19 protein-coding genes are annotated in these 20,411 nt (G+C 39.2%); 2 read left to right on the top strand and 17 right to left on the bottom strand.

All coding sequences use genetic code 11. The annotated features are described in order from the left end of the window. A partial coding sequence (locus HMPREF9200_RS00160; protein ID WP_038144318.1) for a LysM peptidoglycan-binding domain-containing protein occupies window positions 1-247 on the top strand: 247 nt, incomplete at its 5' end. A gap of 237 nt (window positions 248-484) precedes the next feature. On the opposite strand, the gene HMPREF9200_RS00165 is transcribed toward HMPREF9200_RS00160, so the two are convergent. From HMPREF9200_RS00165 to hrcA, 10 genes are all read right to left on the bottom strand, one after another. After that, complete coding sequence (locus HMPREF9200_RS00165; protein ID WP_009352786.1) at window positions 485-1,480, bottom strand: site-specific integrase; 996 nt, start codon at window positions 1,478-1,480, stop codon at window positions 485-487. A 133-nt stretch (window positions 1,481-1,613) separates the two neighbouring features. Beyond that, window positions 1,614-3,125: a beta-Ala-His dipeptidase gene (gene pepD / locus HMPREF9200_RS00170; protein ID WP_009352782.1), complete on the bottom strand. Its 1,512-nt coding sequence runs from the start codon at window positions 3,123-3,125 to the stop codon at window positions 1,614-1,616. A gap of 14 nt (window positions 3,126-3,139) precedes the next feature. Further along, the gene (locus HMPREF9200_RS00175; protein WP_009352788.1) at window positions 3,140-3,490 is read right to left on the bottom strand and encodes a histidine triad nucleotide-binding protein; all 351 of its coding nucleotides are present in this window, start codon (window positions 3,488-3,490) and stop codon (window positions 3,140-3,142) included. 168 nt (window positions 3,491-3,658) lie between these two features. Next, window positions 3,659-4,960, bottom strand: a complete 1,302-nt coding sequence (gene mtaB / locus HMPREF9200_RS00180) for a tRNA (N(6)-L-threonylcarbamoyladenosine(37)-C(2))-methylthiotransferase MtaB (protein ID WP_009352780.1) — start codon at window positions 4,958-4,960, stop codon at window positions 3,659-3,661. A gap of 7 nt (window positions 4,961-4,967) precedes the next feature. Next, on the bottom strand, window positions 4,968-5,699 hold the full coding sequence (locus tag HMPREF9200_RS00185) for a 16S rRNA (uracil(1498)-N(3))-methyltransferase (protein WP_038144320.1): 732 nt from the start codon (window positions 5,697-5,699) through the stop codon (window positions 4,968-4,970). A 20-nt stretch (window positions 5,700-5,719) separates the two neighbouring features. Then, window positions 5,720-6,601, bottom strand: a complete 882-nt coding sequence (locus HMPREF9200_RS00190) for a 50S ribosomal protein L11 methyltransferase (protein WP_009352784.1) — start codon at window positions 6,599-6,601, stop codon at window positions 5,720-5,722. 24 nt (window positions 6,602-6,625) lie between these two features. Beyond that, window positions 6,626-7,813, bottom strand: coding sequence for a molecular chaperone DnaJ (gene dnaJ / locus HMPREF9200_RS00195; protein ID WP_009352787.1), 1,188 nt, complete (start codon window positions 7,811-7,813; stop codon window positions 6,626-6,628). A gap of 18 nt (window positions 7,814-7,831) precedes the next feature. After that, a complete protein-coding gene (gene dnaK / locus HMPREF9200_RS00200; protein ID WP_009352778.1) occupies window positions 7,832-9,658 on the bottom strand; it encodes a molecular chaperone DnaK in 1,827 nt (608 codons plus the stop codon). A gap of 54 nt (window positions 9,659-9,712) precedes the next feature. Continuing rightward, window positions 9,713-10,216, bottom strand: a complete 504-nt coding sequence (gene grpE, locus HMPREF9200_RS00205) for a nucleotide exchange factor GrpE (protein WP_009352775.1) — start codon at window positions 10,214-10,216, stop codon at window positions 9,713-9,715. Window positions 10,217-10,236: 20 nt separating this feature from the next. Then, window positions 10,237-11,241: a heat-inducible transcriptional repressor HrcA gene (gene hrcA / locus HMPREF9200_RS00210; protein ID WP_009352776.1), complete on the bottom strand. Its 1,005-nt coding sequence runs from the start codon at window positions 11,239-11,241 to the stop codon at window positions 10,237-10,239. Window positions 11,242-11,824: 583 nt separating this feature from the next. Here hrcA and HMPREF9200_RS00215 point away from each other — a divergent pair. Further along, complete coding sequence (locus HMPREF9200_RS00215) at window positions 11,825-12,184, top strand: hypothetical protein (protein WP_009352770.1); 360 nt, start codon at window positions 11,825-11,827, stop codon at window positions 12,182-12,184. Window positions 12,185-12,604: 420 nt separating this feature from the next. Here HMPREF9200_RS00215 and HMPREF9200_RS00220 read toward each other — a convergent pair whose 3' ends face one another. From HMPREF9200_RS00220 to HMPREF9200_RS00250, 7 genes are all read right to left on the bottom strand, one after another. Then, on the bottom strand, window positions 12,605-13,195 hold the full coding sequence (locus tag HMPREF9200_RS00220) for a nitrate/sulfite reductase (RefSeq protein WP_009352785.1): 591 nt from the start codon (window positions 13,193-13,195) through the stop codon (window positions 12,605-12,607). Window positions 13,196-13,235: 40 nt separating this feature from the next. Continuing rightward, on the bottom strand, window positions 13,236-14,396 hold the full coding sequence (gene hemW / locus HMPREF9200_RS00225) for a radical SAM family heme chaperone HemW (RefSeq protein ID WP_038144323.1): 1,161 nt from the start codon (window positions 14,394-14,396) through the stop codon (window positions 13,236-13,238). Continuing rightward, on the bottom strand, window positions 14,396-16,195 hold the full coding sequence (gene lepA, locus HMPREF9200_RS00230) for a translation elongation factor 4 (RefSeq protein ID WP_009352790.1): 1,800 nt from the start codon (window positions 16,193-16,195) through the stop codon (window positions 14,396-14,398). The genes hemW and lepA overlap by 1 nt, the downstream gene beginning before the upstream one ends. A gap of 11 nt (window positions 16,196-16,206) precedes the next feature. Continuing rightward, window positions 16,207-17,268 carry a tRNA 2-thiouridine(34) synthase MnmA gene (gene mnmA, locus HMPREF9200_RS00235; RefSeq protein ID WP_009352791.1) on the bottom strand — a complete coding sequence of 354 codons (1,062 nt, stop codon included), beginning with the start codon at window positions 17,266-17,268 and terminating at the stop codon, window positions 16,207-16,209. A gap of 201 nt (window positions 17,269-17,469) precedes the next feature. Next, window positions 17,470-18,711: a methionine gamma-lyase family protein gene (locus HMPREF9200_RS00240; RefSeq protein ID WP_009352779.1), complete on the bottom strand. Its 1,242-nt coding sequence runs from the start codon at window positions 18,709-18,711 to the stop codon at window positions 17,470-17,472. Between the two features lies 1 nt (window position 18,712). After that, entirely contained in the window at window positions 18,713-19,660 is a 948-nt protein-coding gene (gene miaA, locus HMPREF9200_RS00245; RefSeq protein ID WP_009352783.1) for a tRNA (adenosine(37)-N6)-dimethylallyltransferase MiaA, read from the bottom strand. Window position 19,661: 1 nt separating this feature from the next. Further along, window positions 19,662-20,363: a class I SAM-dependent methyltransferase gene (locus HMPREF9200_RS00250; protein ID WP_164726287.1), complete on the bottom strand. Its 702-nt coding sequence runs from the start codon at window positions 20,361-20,363 to the stop codon at window positions 19,662-19,664. Window positions 20,364-20,411: the final 48 nt, after the last annotated feature.

A 20,411-nucleotide genomic window follows, 5' to 3' on the forward strand; every position in this document is an offset into this window, starting at 1 on the left:
AACATTAGAGATGGATACTCAAAATATTAAAGCTGTACAAGTAGACGCTGGGGATACCTTATGGAGTATCTCTCAAAAGGCATTGGCGCAAACTGAAGATATTGATATCCGTGAGTATATCGTAGCGATCGAAGAAATTAATCATTTACAGCATGGTAAGGCATTACGTGCTGGAGAAACTTTAATGATTCCTACACTGAAAGAAAAAACTATGTTCGGTTTTATTACAGCTTGGGCAAATAATTAAATTATAGCATGTGTATGTTCGGTAAAATATTAAAATATATATATTGAATGATAGAATAAAAAGACTGTATATCCTATGTATTATTCATAGGGGTATGCAGTCTTTTTTGTCTGTTCTTTCTCATGTTTTGGAGACAGAATTGTATCTGATTATTTTCTGTATTATATAGTCTATGTACGATTATATAGAGATTCAATATACATCATCTAACTCAAGTAATATGTAGTTAATATGGTGCTATTTAGGCTTGAATATAGAAGATATAGGATTATCTACAAATTTATTGGCTTCATTAATATAACGACGTACCATATTGACACTATGGTGTCGAGTTTGTTTCATTATATTACGTTCTTCTACGCCATAATGGGCGGCTGTGGTAGCAAATCCATGACGTAGACTATGAGCTCCATATAAGGATGGATCTGCACCAATAGCTGCCATATAGTATTTTACAATATCAGCAATACTTTTATCGCTGATAGCAGTTTTTCGTATCCCCATACTTTTCGTAAAACCTCTAAAAACTGGACCTGTAGTAATAGGAACATATCTTAGCCATGCTTTGACAGCCTTTACAGCGCATAATGACTCATTTTCGATATATGGTATGGCTATGATAGCACCTTGCCCTTCTTGGTCGGCTTTTGAACTGGATACGAAGATTTCTAATCCTTGTGGCAAAAACTTTAAACATTCTACGGTTAATGCCGATAATTCGCTACGTCGAAAAGCTCCCATAAAACCTAATAATAATATAGCTTTATCACGTAGTTTTTGTATAGGTGCTATATCGGCAGTTTCCATATAGTCTATGATATCCATAAGATCATCCAATAGTACAGGCGTTTTACCTTGTTGGTAAGTGCCTAAGGACCGACGTATACCTCGCATAGCTTGTTTAACGATAGGAGCACTACAAGGATTACTTTCAATACCAGAAGCATTAAAGTTTTCCGATAAGGCGCTAATGCGACGTGATATAGTATTAGCCTTAGCGTAATCAGCTAAATCATTAATATAATTGACAATAATTTCTGGTGAACTAGGAAAAAAGGATTCTTGTTTATGTCGACACCAATCCACAAAATCCATCCAGTCAGATTCGTAGGCATCTACAGTATTTTCTGCCTTAGATAATAAAATACTAGACTTAGCCTTGTCACTAAGCTTATAATTGTTCATAATCTCTTTATAATTTCGTAAATAGAAGTGTGTGTTAGATTGACTCATAAGCGCCTCAAATATGCTATATAGAGGTATTGGTACCTATATTGCTATTTTAAACTAAAAAATTACTTCCGATAATATATCGTTATCGGAAGTAATTATATCATAAGCCAAAATAAATGGCAAATATGTTGTTTTATAAGCTTTTTAAGAACTCTTTCAATACATTCCAAGTAGTAACAAAACTTTCTAACTCCATACGTTCTGTAGGTGCATGTAAGTCATGAATGTTTGGCCCAATGTTAATAGCATCTACAGGGCCTTGTAAATTATCTAACATATAGCCAACTTCAAGACCTGCATGGATCACATTGAACTGTAAGTCTTTAGCGCCTGTCACAGATTCATATGCCTTTTGATAGGCTTGTTGTAATGGACTATCAAATGTTGGTAGCCAGCCTGGATACGGGCTTTCAAGGGATGTCGTAGCACCATGAGTTTCTGCCAATTGCACTAAGCCTTTATAATGAGTCTCTAGGTTCTTCGTATCTGTACTGCGTACTTGCATTTTAAGGTAAACAGCATCATCTGCCATACCCAAAACACCAATATTATTAGAGTACCATACTTCATCCGGATTGCCAGGAGCATGTTGTAATACGCCTTGTTCAATTCCTTGAATAAGAGCACATAGTTTTTGTACAGTGTCACCGCTGAAAGCACGTTCCATAGTGATGGCATCTAAATCTAATTCCACTAAATCTTCACGATTTACTTTAGGTACAACAGATAAAGATATTGTCATATTTTCACCAACTGATGCATAGTGAGCATTCCACTTATCTTGTTCTTCTTGTAAAAGAACTTGTACATACGGCACATCCTGTAAATGTAGATACACATCAGCATAAGCACGTAATGGAATTGCATTAGGCGCACTGCCACCGCTTACTTCTGTGATGCGAATGTTATGTTCCCCTGTGATACGTTCTAATACCTTAGATAGGATATAAATGGCATTACCCCGCCCTAAATGGATATCACAACCAGAATGTCCACCTTTTAACCCTTCTATCGTGATTCTACGCTTGGTCATTTCATTATTCACAGATACTTGTGCAATAGGCAATGTTACGGTAGAACCATGACCGCCAGCACTGCCGATGGTCACTTCATTCATACGTTCTCCATCCATATTGATGAGACGTTTGCCTTGTAAATGACTGTAATCTAATGTTTTTACACCTTTGAAAGTAGTTTCTTCTTCTACAGTGAATACTACCTCTAACGGAGGATGTGGAATCATTGTAGATGCTAAGATAGCCATGCCATAGGCTAATGCAAAGCCATCATCTGCCCCTAACGTAGTTCCATTGGCATGTAAGATACCATTCTCTACATGCAAAGCGATAGGGCTGTTAATAAAGTCATGCTCCACAGACTCTAATTTAGTGCAAACCATGTCCTTATGACCTTGTAGAATCACTGGTTCATGTGATTCATATCCCTCTGTGCCGGCTTTTTTAATGACTAGATTGTACTGTTCATCCTGGAACACATCTAAGCCCAAGTTTAGAGCCCAGTCTTTAATATAATTGGAAATAGCTTGTTCATACCCAGATTTTCTAGGAATATTAGCAATTTCTTGAAAGTAATGCAGAATATTATCCACATTATATTGATTTATAATAGTTTGTTCTATTGACACTTGTTCCTCCTAGATTAGTCAATATTTGGCCAACCTAATTCTTTACCGCCCAACAAATGTGCATGTAAATGGAATACAGTTTGACCTGCTTTAGCGCCAGTATTTAATGTTAAACGGTATCCATCAGCGGCCAGACCTAATTCTTTTGCTACCAATTTAGCGAATGGCAAGATACCTTCCACATAGGCTTCATTATTTTCATTTAAATGAGCAATATTAGATACATGGTTCTTAGGAATGATCAACACATGCACAGGTGCTACTGGAGCAATATCATGGAATGCCAAGAACTTGTCATTTTCTAATACAACCTTAGCTGGAATTTCTTTATTAATAATTTTACAAAATAGGCAATCTTCTTTCATGGGAATCCCCTCTCTTATCTACTGTATGATACTTACATACTATGATATTAACTATATCAAAAATATTCTATATAGTCTATTATTTATTTCTTAAATACGATCAATTCATCATTAAATGTCTTCAAAAAATTCTTTCCATTAGATGATGAACCTCGTAACAAATTAGTTCTAAATCTCCACCAGCACCACATCGCTATGTACTTCTGTCACTTTACCATTTACAATATCCCCTACAATGAATTGGTGATCTTGTTTAGGTATTTTACTATGTACGTATTCATTGGTTAAGCCATAATAGTAAAAGTCATCGCATTGTTCGATGAGAACCTTCACAGGTTGGTTAAGGAAACGGTTAGCATAGGCTTTAAAGCCTTCCTTGCCAAGTTGATTTAATAAGGCTACTCGTGTCTTTTTCACGGCTTCTGGAACTTGGTCTTCCATCTTAGCAGCTGGCGTGCCTTCTCGAATGGAATATGGGAAAGCGTGGATATGCGTAAAACCAACTTCTTTCACTGTGCGCATGGTTTCCTCGAATAATTCGTCTGTTTCCCCTGGGAATCCGGCGATAATATCTGTTGTAATGGATAGATTCGGAATGCGACTACGCAAATACTTCACTAAATCTTTGTATTGTTGCAAATTATAGTGACGGTTCATGGATTTTAATACTGGATCAGATCCTGCTTGTAACGGCAAGTGTAAGTTAGGGCATACACGAGGGTTCGTTGCCATTAACTCGATTAATTCTTCCGATACTTCCACAGACTCAATAGAACCAAAACGAATGCGTTCTAAGCCATCAATGGTCAATAATTCACGCACAACACGGCCTAAGGTTGGTCGCTCAGGTAGTTCAATACCATAGTTACCGAGATGTATCCCTGTGAGGACAACCTCTTTATACCCATAAGCAACCAGGCGTTTTGCTTCTTCCACGATGTCTTCAATTTTTCTAGACTTTAATTTTCCTCGTGTATAAGGAATGATACAGAAGGAACAGAAATTATTACACCCTTCTTGTATCTTCATGAAAGCCCGACATTTTTCAATTTCATTGCCAAATAAAGGCATTTCTTCAAAGGTAGACTCTTCCATTACATTACGAACGATGGAAATCTGTTCTTCTGTAGATGGAATATTTTCTACTAATTCTACAATTTTATTTCGATTCGCTGTACCGATCACAAGGTTGACCCCATCGATAGCAGAAATCACTTCTGGCGCCAATTGGGCATAACAGCCTGTGACTACGATAAATGCTTCTGGATTACGGCGTTTTGCTTGTCGAATTAATTGGCGTGATTTTTTCTCTCCCATATTTGTTACAGAACAAGTATTAATCACATAAATAGCGGCTTCTTCATCGAAACCAACAGGTGTATATCCTGCTTTTATAAATAAACCTTTCATGGCATCCGTATCATATTGATTGACACGACACCCTAAGGTTGTAAATGCAACTGTCTTCATGAGACTCCTAATCTAGTAATTCATATTGAATCATACTCACAGCACTTAATGCCGCTGTTTCAGCTCGTAATATAGTGGAGCCTAGGCTAACCTTATGGCCTCCACAGGATTCCAATAGTTCCATTTCAGTAGGGCTATAACCACCTTCAGGACCAATGCAAATGGCTATGGTATGGTATGAATTAGTATGTAACTGTGTTTGTAAAATATCTTTGATCGTCTTGTCATCTTCTCGTTCATAGGCACCTAACAAGAGAACTCCCTCATCAGATTGCAACGTTTGCAGTACCTCTGAAAGTGACTGTTCTACTGTTAATGTAGGTACATTAGGGCGACCACATTGTTGGCTTGCTTCTATGATAATCTTTTCCCATCTACTTTTCTTGGCGTTTAATTTTTTAGCATCATATTTAGCTACACAATGGACAGAAGATACACCGTAGATGTGATGAACGTTTAATTCCGTAGCCTTTTGCAATAAAAACTCGAACTTATCGCCTTTCAAAAAGGATTGAATTAATACTACTTTCATAGCTGATGTAGACATATCAAGGGTACGTAATCGTTTTGCCATATATATATCTGATTCCTCAGATATTAACACAAATTCACCTGTATTCCCTTCATGATTGCTCACAATAAACGGTTCCTCTTTAGAATGGCGCAATACATGAAAGAGATGATGTGCTGTATCTGCTGGTAATTGGATACTTTCATCAATAATGCCATCAATAAATATTTTTTCATATAATTCCTATCTTATGCCAAGGCAAAGGTATGCCAAGGGCCCTCTACTATTTCTTCGATAATAGTCCAGTGGTTAGTAATATACGGCATAATTTCATCATACCGATCGTCCACAATACCACTTATTATTAGTATACCATTATCGTGTAGTTTTTCCCTAATCATAGGCAATAAAATTTTTAGAGGATCTACTGTTAAATTCGCTAGTATAAGATGAGCTTTACCGTGAAAGTCATCGCTTAAATTGCCATGAATGATGGTTGCCTCAATACCATTATTTTCACAGTTTTCCTTGGCTTGTATAGCTGCCTCTTCTTCTAGGTCGATGCCCACTAGGTTAGGTATCCCTAAATGATGGGCTGCTAGTAATAAAATACCTGTGCCAGTACCAATATCTAGGCAAACCTGTTGGCTCAAATCTGTGGGAATACGGTGTATATATTTGCCTAATAAAGTGGCACAGTTTCTCGTAGTTTCATGGTCCCCTGTGCCGAAAGAAAGCTTTGTATCCATGGTCATTACCACATCTTGTTCTGTAGCGAGTGGATCTGTAGAGGCATCATAGCTTTGCCAAGCGGGACAAATCACCAATTCTTGCAACAATCTCGTAGGCATAATATATTGTTGCCAACTATGATACCATTGCTCATCGTCTACAGTTTTACTTACCATATCTTTATAAGAAATATTAGCATCTTGTAAAGCTGTTTCTATGATCTGTTTCCATTGCTTCTCATCTTTATCTACGCCTAAATAGATGGTCACACGGCTTAAGTTGGGGTTATTTTCTATTGTTTCTTCTATGTATCCATTACTCTCTATATTATTAAAAATGGCAGCCATTTCATCAATGACTGCCACTTCTACAGTAATGGATATTTCTATCCATTTCATAGATGACTCCTTACTTACCAAGTTTTAATCTTGGCAAAATAACTGTTTCACCTTATCACTTAAATTTTCTAATATGCTTTTGTTCACTTTCAAAGTATTTACATCTTCTTTGTTTTCTGCAGCAAACTCAACTAATAATTGACGTTGTTTATCTGTCAATTTTTTAGGTGTTTCCACAGTGACAACTACGTGTTGATCACCACGTTGGCTTGGTTGACGTAAATACGGAACACCTTGTCCTTTGATTCTGAAAGTAGTACCAGTTTGTGTGCCTTCAGGGATTTTTAACTCCACTTTACCTTCTAAAGTAGGAACTTGTATAGTAGCACCTAATGCAGCTTGTGAGAAAGAGATAGTTTGACGAAGTACAACATCATTACCACTACGTTCAAACTCCTTATCTCTGGCTACAGAAATATACACATACAAATCGCCTTTAGGACCACCTAATGTACCTGGCTCACCTTCACCAGATACACGCAAACGTGCTCCATCATCGACACCAGCAGGTATTTTAATTTCAATATCACGGCGTTTAATAGATTGTCCTTGTCCACGACATACTTTACAAGGTTTTTCAACAATTTTACCTTGTCCACCACATCGAGAACATGTGCGAACCGTTTGCATACGACCAAATGGCGTATTTTGAATAACAGCCTCTTGTCCGGAACCATGACAGTTTGGACATGTTTCTACTTTAGAACCAGGCTCACCACCTGTACCATGACAATGATCACACTCTTCATGGCGTTGTACATTAACTTTCATTGTCGTGCCAAACACAGCATCTCGGAATGAAATGCGTACATCTTGGCGTAAATCGGCACCGCGCTCTGGACCACGTTGACCTCGGCCACCACCGCCGCCGAACATGTCAAAGATATTACCAAAAATATCTTCAAATCCGCCACCACCGCCAAATCCACCAAAGCCACCGCCACCGAAGCCACCATTAAATCCACCAGCGGAGTTTCCTCCGCCAGCAGTAAAGGCATCATGACCGTATTGGTCATATTGTGCTTTTTTAGTGTCATCAGACAATACTTCATAGGCTTCATTCACTTCTTTAAAGTTCTTTTCTGCCTCTTCTGGATTGTCTCGATTTACATCTGGATGGTATTGACGTGCTTTCTTACGAAAGGCTTTCTTAATTTCATCTTGGGATGCATTTTTGTCGACGCCAAGGACGTCATAATAATCACGAGCCATTATCTATGTCCCTTCTTATTATTTTTTCTCTTCGTCAACTACAGTGTAGTCAGCGTCTACTACATTATCGTCTTGTTTAGGAGCTTCTTGTCCACCTTGTTCGCCTTGTGCTTGCGCTTGTTCGTACATTTTAGAGGACAATTCGTATAAAGGAGCTGTCAATGCTTCGCTATCAGCTTTAATTTTTTCAATATCGCCAGACTCAATAGATGCTTTTAACGTTTCTGTCGCTTTTTTAACAGCTTCTAATTGCGCTGCATCAGCTTTACCTTCAAAGTCTTTCACTGCTTTTTCAGCTTGGTATACCAAGTTATCAGCATTGTTTTTCACTTCTACTTCTTCTTTTTTAGCTTTATCTTCAGCTGCATGTGTTTCAGCTTCTTTTACCATGCGGTCGATTTCTTCATCGCTTAAACCGGAAGATGATGTAATTGTGATTGCTTGCTCTTTACCAGTACCAAGATCTTTTGCTTTTACATTAACGATACCGTTAGCATCGATGTTGAATGTAACTTCGATTTTAGGTACTCCACGAGGAGCTGCTGGGATACCGGACAATTCAAAACGGCCCAATGTTTTGTTAGCTGCAGCCATGTCACGTTCCCCTTGTAATACATGGATATCAACGGAAGGTTGGTTATCTGCTGCTGTGGAGAATACTTGAGATTTAGATGTAGGGATTGTTGTATTGCGGTCGATAATACGAGTGAAAATACCACCCATAGTTTCGATACCTAAAGACAATGGAGTTACGTCAAGTAACAATACGTCTTTTACTTCACCTACTAATACACCACCTTGAATCGCAGCACCGATAGCTACACATTCGTCAGGGTTGATGTTTTTAGTTGGTTCTTTACCTAATTCGCGTTTGATCGCATCTTGTACTGCAGGAATACGAGTAGATCCGCCTACTAACAATACTTTGTCAATTTCAGAAGCAGATAAACCAGCATCTTTCATAGCTTTACGAGTAGGTTCGATAGTTGCTTCTACAAGGTCACGAGTCAATTCATCGAATTTAGCACGAGTCAATGTTACGTCTAAATGTTTAGGACCTGTTGCATCCGCTGTGATGAATGGCAAGTTGATTTGTGTGCTGGCTACGCCAGACAACTCAATTTTAGCTTTTTCAGCAGCTTCTTTTAAGCGTTGGTCAGCTAATTTGTCATTGGATAAATCGATACCAGTTTCTTTTTTGAATTCGCTGATTAAATAATCCATAATGCGTTGGTCAAAGTCGTCACCACCTAAATGGTTGTTACCAGATGTTGCCAATACTTCAAATACGCCTTCACCCAATTCAAGGATAGATACGTCGAATGTACCACCGCCAAGGTCGAATACAAGGATTTTACCATCTTCACCTTTATCTACGCCGTATGCTAAGGCAGCTGCTGTAGGTTCGTTGATAATACGTAATACTTCTAAGCCTGCTACTGTACCAGCGTCTTTTGTCGCTTGACGTTGAGAGTCAGTAAAGTAAGCAGGAACCGTGATAACTGCTTGTTTTACAGGTTCGCCCAAATGAGCTTCTGCATCAGCTTTAATTTTTTGTAAAATCATAGCAGAGATTTCTTGTGGTGTATAGGATTTACCTTCTACATTCACTTTGTAATCTGTACCCATATGACGTTTGATAGAAATGATTGTGTTTTCAGGGTTGGAAACCGCTTGACGTTTAGCCAATTGACCTACTAAACGTTCGCCATTTTTCGCGAAACCTACTACGGAAGGAGTTGTTCTAGCTCCCTCTTGGTTTGTAATAACAGTTGGTTCGCCGCCTTCCATCACTGCGAAACAAGAATTTGTAGTACCTAAGTCAATACCAATTACTTTTGCCATTTAACATGACCTCCTAATACTTCTTCTAATATGTTAATTATAATTATTTATTACTTATCCATTGTGAACTACTTTCACCATCGCTGGACGTACCACACGGCCTTCTACAGTATAACCAGTTTGTAGTACTTCGCATACGGTGTCATCTTCCATATCTTCTGCTGGCACACGCATGATAGCTTGGTGATAATTTGGATCAAATGGTTGTCCCACAGCTTCGATGACTGCTAATCCTTGTTTGGAAAGGCTTGCCATCAAGCTTTGGTGAATCATTACAAATCCATCCATGAAAGCCTTTGTTTCCGGCGTTTCCGGTGCTGAAAGTGCTCTTTCAAAATTATCTAACACAGGGAGTAAATCTTCAATAACATGAGATTTAACAAAGACCCCTAGTTGTTCTTTTTCTTGGTTCGTACGACGTCTGAAGTTTTCAAAATCTGCTTGCAAACGCATGTATCGTTGCTCCCATTCTTTCGTAGGATCTACTGCTTCAGGAGCTTCTTCTTCCAAAACTTCCACTTCAGGAGTGACCGTTTCTTCTTGTTTATTTTCTTCCATACTTCACCTCTTTACAATATTTATCGTTTTCCTTGTAACTCTTCCATACACTTATTAATATAAGCGAGAATACCCATAATACGTCCATATTCCATTCGTGTAGGCCCTACGATGGCGAGGGTACCTACTTGATGAGGAACATTGAAACTTGCTTGGATGACGCTGATATCTTTCACCAGTTCGTTGGAGTGACCTATTTTTACATCGATAGGACTACTAGAGTTTGGCGTTAATAATTGGGTTAACTCATCTTGTTGTTCTAATAAGGCTAACAGTGATTGGGCCCGTTTAATATCGTTAAACTCTGGTTGTTCTAATAAGGATGTAGTTCCTATTGTATAGAAGAGTTTTCGCTTAGCAATGGCTCGATATAATGTGTCACAAAAAACTACATACGTTGTATCTTGTAAATCTAAAGTTACCCGCATTTTATCTAAGTTTTCTTGCGTAATATCCTGGATGGATACGTCATGGAGCACACTATTAAAGCGATGTGCATGTATAGCTAATTCTTCTTTATTAATAGGTTCCGTAAAATAAATTGGCTCATTATCCAAAGCACCTGTATTCGTTACCACCACCATGACCGCTCTATGTTCATCAATAGGCAGAACATGGATATAGGTTATAGTAGATGAATCATGGGCGGGAGCTAAAAACATACTCACATTATGACTAATACGAGAAATAAGTTTTGCTATTTCTACAAAAAAATCATCAAGTTCTTGTTGATGAGTCTGCCATAACTCTTGAATTACAGGAATATCTTCAGCAGCATCGTCTTCAAACCCCTGTAAAGTGTCTACATAGTACTGGTAGCCTTTTGCCGAAGGTATGCGACCTGCTGATGTATGAGGTTGTTCAAGAAAGCCAAGATCTTCTAAATCAGCCATTTCATTTCGTACCGTCGCAGGACTGATACCTAAATCATAATTCTTTGCGATTGTACGAGAACCAACCGGTTCCGCTGTTTTAATGTAATCTTGAATGATAGCACGCAGAATGCGCTCTTTCCTTTCATCCATAGTATCACCTCTTTATTATTAGCACTCACTAAGGTTGAGTGCTAACTACAAGATATATAGTATCATATTTACAACATATGTCAAGTGAAAAATTGGTGAAAGTTCAGTAAATACCGTATTAGTCAAAAAAACAAACTTTTTAATTGTTTGGTTTGGTGAGATATGTCAGTACTAATTTGGGCAAAGGGAAGAGCACGGCACATTCCTACACAAATTTACGTTCCACTGAGATTTGCTCCGGAACATGCCGTGCTCTTCTGGGGTTGTCATCAATTAGACTATTAACTTGACATACCTCACCAACGCATCCAATCTGGTGGAAGTTTGAGGGCGAGCGTTGCTGTGATCCTCTACGTTAGCTCTTACATAGTGCATTATATAGACATACCTCACTAACGCATCTACTCGGTGTGAGATTTAATCGATGTATACTCCCTTTTATAATTGTATCGTCATAGAATTGATAGTATAATGATATTAAGATTAAATATTGGTAACTATTAAGATATTAGGCTTTGTAAGATGCTAGGCCTTAGCTTAATCTTGTTTTAGATTAATGATTTCTATAAAGGAAAGGTAGTATATGAAATTTATTGTATTACAACGTGATGACATTGAAAATTTTGTACATGTCGAGCAAGCACAAGTTCATGATTTAATAAACGAAGATCATCATAACGAATTAGCACACATATTGGACTATGCAAAACACGGAGAAGAATTACAGTTCATAAAAAAAAGCAGTACGCTCCTACCTAAAGGACTACGACTGCTGTATATTCCACCCTTGGAAGAACTTGGTATCACTACAGGTGAAACTTCCATATCATTAGAATGGACTGGACTTGAAGAAGATACGTTATACATCATTAATGATGAAGAACCGCTTAAATTACGTATCACTAATCCAAAAGCTGGGGTGTACTATAAAACTATCCGTTAATTTACTCTCATTACCTAAGATATCGCATTTGATGTAATATAATACAGAATTCCTATGTTTCCATTTATAAGAATTAGTAGTAATTAAAATTGACATATATTTCTTCATTCACTAAAATAGAAACAGGAGCAGTGCAACAATCCCTACGGGGACCTGTGCGAAAAATCCCCCCCTCTGTTATATAGAGGAGGGGGATTTTTACATCGACGCATAATTAATTCAATCACGCCCCCAAAAGAACGCCATTAAGTGTAGTAGCCTTGTGGCGATTTTTTGCATATATTATTCTAATGCAAGAAGCGCGCGGTGTCCTCCTTCATAAACATTATGAAATACCGTTTGTGAGGAGTATACCGTGCTCTTCCTTTTAATATATTTAGTTTAGTTAGCCACAGGCTACATAACATCACAAGTGACGTTTTACTGAAATGGATTCCCCAATCGTTGTAATACATGCTCAAACTTCTCTTTTGGCTTCGCATTAGTGCTATACCATTCTAAAAGCTCTGAGATTTTCTGCTCTGCTTCTTCCGGGGATAATCCTTCTAGCAAGGTAATTGCTTTTCGAGGTAAGGCGCCGCTTGTGCCACCTGCTACTAAGGTAAAGCCATTTGGTTTTCCCACTAGGCCGATATCTTTAATCATGGATTCAGCGCAGCATCGTGGGCAACCGCTGATGCCGATGCGAATTTTATTCGGCATATCTTTGCCGTAGTGTTTTTGGTCTACCATAGTCGCCATCGGAATGGTTTCCATAAAGGCATGGCTACATCCATCTGTACCGCGGCATGCCACGATGGAGTTCACCGATTTATGTTGTACTTGCACCACTCCATCTGGTAAGTGTTCCAAGATGGATTCCTTTTGTTCTTTTGTAATGTTATAAATTTGAATGCCTGTAGGAACGATACGGAACTTTCCATTATGTTCTTTCGCTAGGCTAAAAATTGCCTCCATTTGCTCGTATGTGAACTCACTGAATAAGGCATGTAAAATAACTGCTGTTTTCATAAAATTCTCCTAAATTAACTGTATGGGCGTACATTCCTACTTAGGACGTAAGGAACTGACTAAACACATAATTCCCATGCTTGGCCCCTTCCTTAGTGAGACGATATGCATCATCTTCATAAACAAGCAATTGTTTACGTATTAGATCTGCAATGACAGATCCATATATATTATGAAAGTCTAGATTAAATCGACTTTCAAATAAACTAGGTACTAACCCCCACTTTGTGCGCAATGCAAGAAAGCAAAAATCTTCATAGGCACGAGGACTCGTGATAATTTCTTCCTCTATGCAAGGACTTTCACCCATTTCAATCTTATGGATGTAAGGTACGACGTAAGGAGTATTCTGAAATCGCCGATTCCCAACAAAGGAATGGGCACCAGCACCAAAGCCGATGTAATCAGCGCCATGCCAATATTTGATATTATGACGACTGAAAGCCCCATCTTTACCAAAACTAGCAATTTCGTATCTATCGAACATCTGTTTTTCTAACCCTTCTAAAAGATAGTCGTACATCTGTTCGCATATATCTTCAGACGGTAATATGACCGAATGATCCATAACTTGGCGATGCAATAAGGTACTAGGTTCCACTTGCAGGCCATAGATAGAGATATGATTTATGGGCAAAGACTGAATGACCTCTAGATTATAAGAAATGTCTTCCAATGTTTGTCGGGGCAATCCATAAATTTGATCAATACTAATATTGCGGAAGCCTACCTCATAGGCATCTAGGACAGATTGCTGTGCCATCTTTGCCGTGTGAGTTCGGTGCAATACACGCAAATGGTCATCACGAAATGTTTGCACACCGAAACTGATACGGTTGATGCCAAGCTCATATAAGTGTCGCAAGTATTGTGCATCCACCTCACCTGGATTTGCCTCTATGGTAATTTCCACATCGCTGTTGATGGTGTAATGCTTGTATACTGTCTCTAATATACGACTCAATTCCTTAATGGGCAATTCCGTCGGTGTACCACCGCCGAAGTAAATCGTATCAAAAGGCTCGGTTCCTAACAGGGATTGACTAGACTCAATCTCTTGTCGCAACGCATAGGCATAGACATCAAAATAGTCTTCTAATCCTTGGTACGAAGGGAAATCACAGTAGGTACACTTTTGACGGCAAAAGGGAATGTGGATATACATTCCCCTGTGACCTACTGGAATACGAGTTGTATTCATTAGTTTTCTACCTTCAAAATCGCCATGAATGCCTCTTGTGGAATCTCTACAGACCCTACAGCTTTCATCCGTTTTTTACCTTCTTTTTGTTTTTCTAGCAATTTACGTTTACGGGAAATATCACCGCCGTAACATTTTGCCAATACGTCTTTGCGCCATGCTTTTACCGTTTCACGTGCTACAATTTTTGTGCCTACTGCCGCTTGGATTGGAATTTCAAAGTTTTGACGTGGAATCAATTCTTTTAGTTTCTCAGCGAGAGCACGGCCACGTAATTGAGCGCGATCTTTGTGAACGATAATACTCAAGGCATCGACAGGATCTCCATTTAGCAAGATATCCATTTTCACCATTGGAGATTGTTGGTAGCCAATCAATTCATAGTCCAAGGATGCGTAGCCTTTCGTAGCAGATTTCAATTTATCGAAATAATCGTAAATGATTTCCCCTAGTGGCAAATGATACACGATGGATACACGGCTTTCATCAATGTATTCCATGCTGATGTATTCCCCACGTTTGTCCTGTGAAAGTTCCATAATAGCCCCTACATAATCTTTAGGGACGATAGTGGTTGCCTTTACATATGGCTCTTCTACATAGTCAATTTCAGTTGGTGGCGGTAATTTAGCAGGGTTATCCACTTCGATGACTTCCCCATTTGTTTTGTATACCTTATAGTTTACACTTGGAGCGGTCGTAATCAAGGATAGATTATATTCTCGTTCCAATCGTTCTTGGATGACATCCATGTGTAATAGCCCAAGGAAACCGCAACGGAATCCAAAGCCTAGTGCTAAGGATGTTTCTGCTTCGTATTCTAAAGCAGCATCGTTTAAATTTAATTTTTCTAGGGCATCTCGTAAGTTTTCATAATCTTTGGAATCTGTTGGGTATAGACCACAATATACCATGGACACGGCTTTGCGGTATCCTGGTAATGGTTCTTCAGCTGGATTATCTGCTTTTGTGATAGTATCCCCTACACGACAGTCACGAACATTTTTAATACTTGCCGCTACACAGCCTACAGAGCCACATGGTAATTCTTGGACTGGTAATAAATGCGGTGTAAATACACCTAATTCAGTGACCTCAAAATCCTTAGAACTGTGCATCATACGAATGGTATCTTTTACTTTCAAAGAACCTTCTTGCACGCGCACGTAAGCAATGGCACCTTTGTAGGAGTCAAAGCGAGAGTCAAAAATTAAGGCACGTGCTGGTTTATCAGAATGATCTGGTGGTGCAGGAATTTTCTCTACAATCGCTTCTAAGATATCCTGAATACCAATGCCAGACTTAGCACTGGCCAAAATAGCATCAGATGCATCTAATCCAATAACATCTTCGATTTCACGTTTTACACGTTCAGGATCTGCACTTGGCAAATCAATTTTATTAATGACAGGAATGATTTCCAAATCATGTTCCAATGCTAAATAGACATTGGCCAAAGTTTGCGCCTCTACACCTTGTGCAGCATCAACCACCAACAAGGCTCCTTCGCAAGCTGCCAAGGAACGGGATACTTCATAGCTGAAGTCCACGTGACCTGGTGTGTCGATTAAATTTAATGTGTATTCTTGTCCATCTATTGCAGTGTGCAATAAACGAACGGATTGAGCTTTAATCGTAATGCCCCGTTCCCGTTCTAGGTCCATAGAGTCTAAGACTTGGGCTTGCATTTCTCGTTTCGTCAAAGACCCAGTTTCTTCGATTAAACGATCCGCTAGCGTGGACTTACCATGGTCAATATGAGCAATGATACAAAAATTACGAATATGTGATGTACTCATGACTTCCCTTTCTAACAAACAATATCTATTACACCACCACCAAGAACTCGACTTCCTTCGTAGAATACGACGGATTGACCCGGTGTAATGGCGCGTTGTGGTTCCGTAAATTCAACTTTCATAGTACCGTCCTCTGTGAAAGTAACAGTACAGGGTGATGGTTTCGCGGCATACCGAATTTTACCTTCTGCTTGTAATGATGTGGGTACAACTCCGTCTAGGAAGTTATAGTTGTTACACAACATCGTGCGAGAGAATAAACTTTCATTAGGACCTACGATAACCTCATTCGTTTCGCCATCTAATTTCACAACATAGAGAGGATATGCATAGGCAATGCCCAAGCCCTTACGTTGTCCAATTGTATAATTGTATAATCCATTATGCGTGCCTAACACCTCACCATTTTCATGGACAATACGCCCTGATTTAGGTTTCGATTTCGATGTTTTTTCGATAAACCCTTGGTAATTGTGATTCGGCAAGAAACAGATATCTAAGCTATCTGGTTTATCCCATACAGGCAATTCTTTTTCATGAGCCATTTCGCGAGTTTTCGTTTTTGGTTGATTCCCCAAAGGAAAGACTAAATGTTTTAAAATATCTTGAGTTAATGTGTACAATACATAACTTTGATCCTTCGTTGGATCGTCACCTTTATGTAATTCATACCGCTGTGCTGCCTCGTTATACATAACCTGCGCATAATGACCTGTCACCATGTGTGTAGCCCCTAAGGATAAGGCACGTTGTAATAACAAATCGAATTTAATATTGCGATTACAGAACACGCATGGATTCGGTGTACGACCATTGGAATATTCCGTGATAAAGTAATCTACTACATTATCTTTGAAAATATCTTTCGCATCTACCACATGATGTTCAATACCAAGAAAATCGCACATCTTCTTCGCATCCACCACAGCTTGGGGAATTTCGTCTTCCTCCGTGTCACTTACCCACAAACGCAAGGTAATACCAAATACCTTATACCCTTGTTCTAATAACATTGAAGCGGTTAAAGAACTATCTACGCCACCGCTCATAGCTACTGCATATACTTTGTCCATATTATCTCCTACCATCAAATTGATACATCAAAACAGATTGAAAGTCTGAAGATGTATAATTGAACAAAAAATTATACTTATACATATCACTATATTATATCGTATTTTATGTAATAATGACAATATTTTAAACCCATAATTGGCTTAATTATCCGTTTCTCATAATAAAAAACCACCTACCTAAGTAAGTGGTTTAAAGATTTAATCTCTATGTTTTAATATCTCTTCAGCAGCCCCCAAGATTCCTAGCATGGAGTGCTCAAATACAAGTCCGCCTTGCATAAAGATGGTGTACGGTGGTCGTACGGGTCCATCTGCGCTCAGTTCGATGGAAGATCCTTGTACAAAGGTTCCACCTGCCATGATAATTTTATCTTCGTAGCCAGGCATATCTCCTGGGATTGGATGTACATGGGCATCTACAGGGCTATAGGCTTGCATACCACGGCAGAAGTATTCCATTTCTTCTGGTCCATGTAAGTTAATAGCTTGGATCAAGTCAAAACGTGGTGCATCGACTTTTGGAAATACCTCATATCCCAATAAGGTTCCCACCGCTGCTGTATAGACCGCCCCTTTTAGAGCTTGTAATACTACATGTGGTGCTAAGAATAGTCCTTGGAAGAATAAGCGATATCCCGGTGCGTAGGATCCCATATGGTCTCCTAAGCCTGGAGCTGTTAACTGATACCCCACTTGTTCCACTAGGTCATCTCGACCTACCACGTAGCCACCGGTAGGCGCAATACCGCCACCAGCATTTTTAATGAGGGAGCCTGCCATAATATCGGCTCCTACTTCTAGAGGCTCTCTAGTTTCTGTAAATTCACCATAACAATTATCCACAAAGGTTATGGTCTCAGGATTCACTTCTTTTACAGCTTTCACAATGATACCAATGTCTTCTACAGATAAAGGTTCTCGCGTACTATACCCTCTAGAACGTTGGATGACCACTACACGAGTGTTTTTTGTAACAGCTTGGCGAATGCCCTCTAAATCGTAAGTGTTATTCACCAAAGGAACTTCTTTATAGATGAAACCTTGCTCTGTTAATGATCCTGGCACATGGCGTGATGCACCAATGACGGATTGCATCGTATCATATGGTTGCCCTACAGCATAGACAAACTCTTTTCCTTTCGCCCCGTTTCCTAAGATAGCTTGCAATGTGGTGGCTAATGCATGGGTGCCGGACACAAAATGAGGACGGACGATGGCACGTTCTCCTTTAAATACGTGAGCAAATACTTCGTCTAGTTTCTCACGACCCACATCATTGTAACCATAGCCACTGGTGCCATTAAAATGATAATCTGAAAGCTGGCATTCTTTAAATGCTTCCAGTACTTTTTTTGTATTATATAACGCCACAGGCTCAAATTTTTTGAACTCTTTTTCAGCTAACTCAAGAGCCTGTTGACGGATTTCTTCTACAGTCATTCTATTCCTTTCTATGTATAGAAAACTCAAAACTAGTTTTAACCAGCTCCATAGCTTCCTCATAAATGCTTTCTTCACTGCGATTCGGAGTGATAGAAATCCACTGAATATATGGCATCCTTTTATACCACGTAATTTGCCGCTTTGCAAATTGTCGTGTATGTTGTTGGACTAATTCAATAGCTCGTTCTTTTGAATATTCCCCGTGAAAGTAAGGAATAATCTCTTTATATCCAATGCCTTTGAAAGCCTGTGAATCTGGTTTCACACCAGATTCCAATAGGTGTTCTACTTCCTCGAATAAGCCATCTCGAACCATATACTCTACTCGAAGATTAATCCGTTCGTATAGTTCTTCCCTGGACCGTTCTAAGCCGATGACAGGACCATGAAAGACTAATCCTTCTTTTGATGGCGTTAATAAGGCATGTCCCTCACCAGCTAAGACACACTCGATCGCACGGTATAGGCGATGTTTATCTTGAAATGGTAAGGTAAGACCTTCTTTTTCAGCCAATTCATTAGCATAGGCTTGCAAACCTTCTAATCCAGAGGTATCAAAAATGTTATCTAATTCAAGGCGTAAACTTTCATTGCGAGGCACATCTAAAAAGTCATAGCCCTCTAGTAAGGATTGCACATACAGCCCTGTCCCACCGGATAAAATGGGGATCTTACCATTTTTGTTAACAGCATCTATGACAGTGTTAGCTTGTGTATTGAACTCTGCCACACTATACGAGTCATTAGGCTCATGGGTATCGATGAAATAATGAGGCACTCTGTTCAATTCTTCAAGGGTAGGTTTGGCAGTGCCAATGGTCAACCCTTTATAGATTTGGTATGCATCCCCAGATAATACGGGAGATTGTAAGGTTTCTGCCATCCGCAAGGTAAGGGCTGTTTTCCCTACTGCGGTAGGCCCCAAAATAGTGATTAACTGATTCATCTTACCTCCTTTCATAGATACCATAGGCAATGGAACTATATTTACCACCTACCATTTCTATAGGTGGTATGTCTTTGAATAGACGACTGCCTTTGCGCTCTTTAATGACCAAACGTTTCGATTTTTCCAAGCCGAGTTCTACAATATCTGGATGTATCTTAGATTCTAGTAAATGACCACGCCACTGCTGAAATTGAGGACTTTCATAAACAGGATTTTCAAACATAGGGTCCAAATAGATAACATCATACCGATTAGGTTCTATCTGGTTTAAAAAATCCTGATAATTGCAAATGACCAGTTGAATACGGCGCAACGACTCTGTTACGCTTGGATTCTTATGTTGAAAGTGTCGAAATCCATAATTGGTGATATACCCCAAGATAGGATGTCCTTCAATAGCCGTATGACGTGTTAACTGTGGACAACCATAGCTGATAATAGCACTATCGGATCCTAAGCCGGCAGTACAATCTAAAACAGATGTGGCCGTTTCATAGCCGATAGCTCGCAGAAGATGGTCTGTATGTCCACGGTCGATTTCTAACAAGCGCAAATGTGCCATAGATAGATGAAATTGATGAGGTATTCCCTCTTTTGTTACAAAAGAAGGACCTTCCTTGGTCACTACTAAGGCACCCGCACAATGATGTGCATCTAATAATTCTTCCACGGACTGATGCTTACGCGGCACATAGGGCATTTGCAGGAGTTGACTTAGATCCTTAGCCTGTTCAATGAGATATGCATT

It is taken from the genome of Veillonella sp. oral taxon 780 str. F0422, from assembly GCF_000221605.1.
GTDB lineage: Bacteria > Bacillota > Negativicutes > Veillonellales > Veillonellaceae > F0422.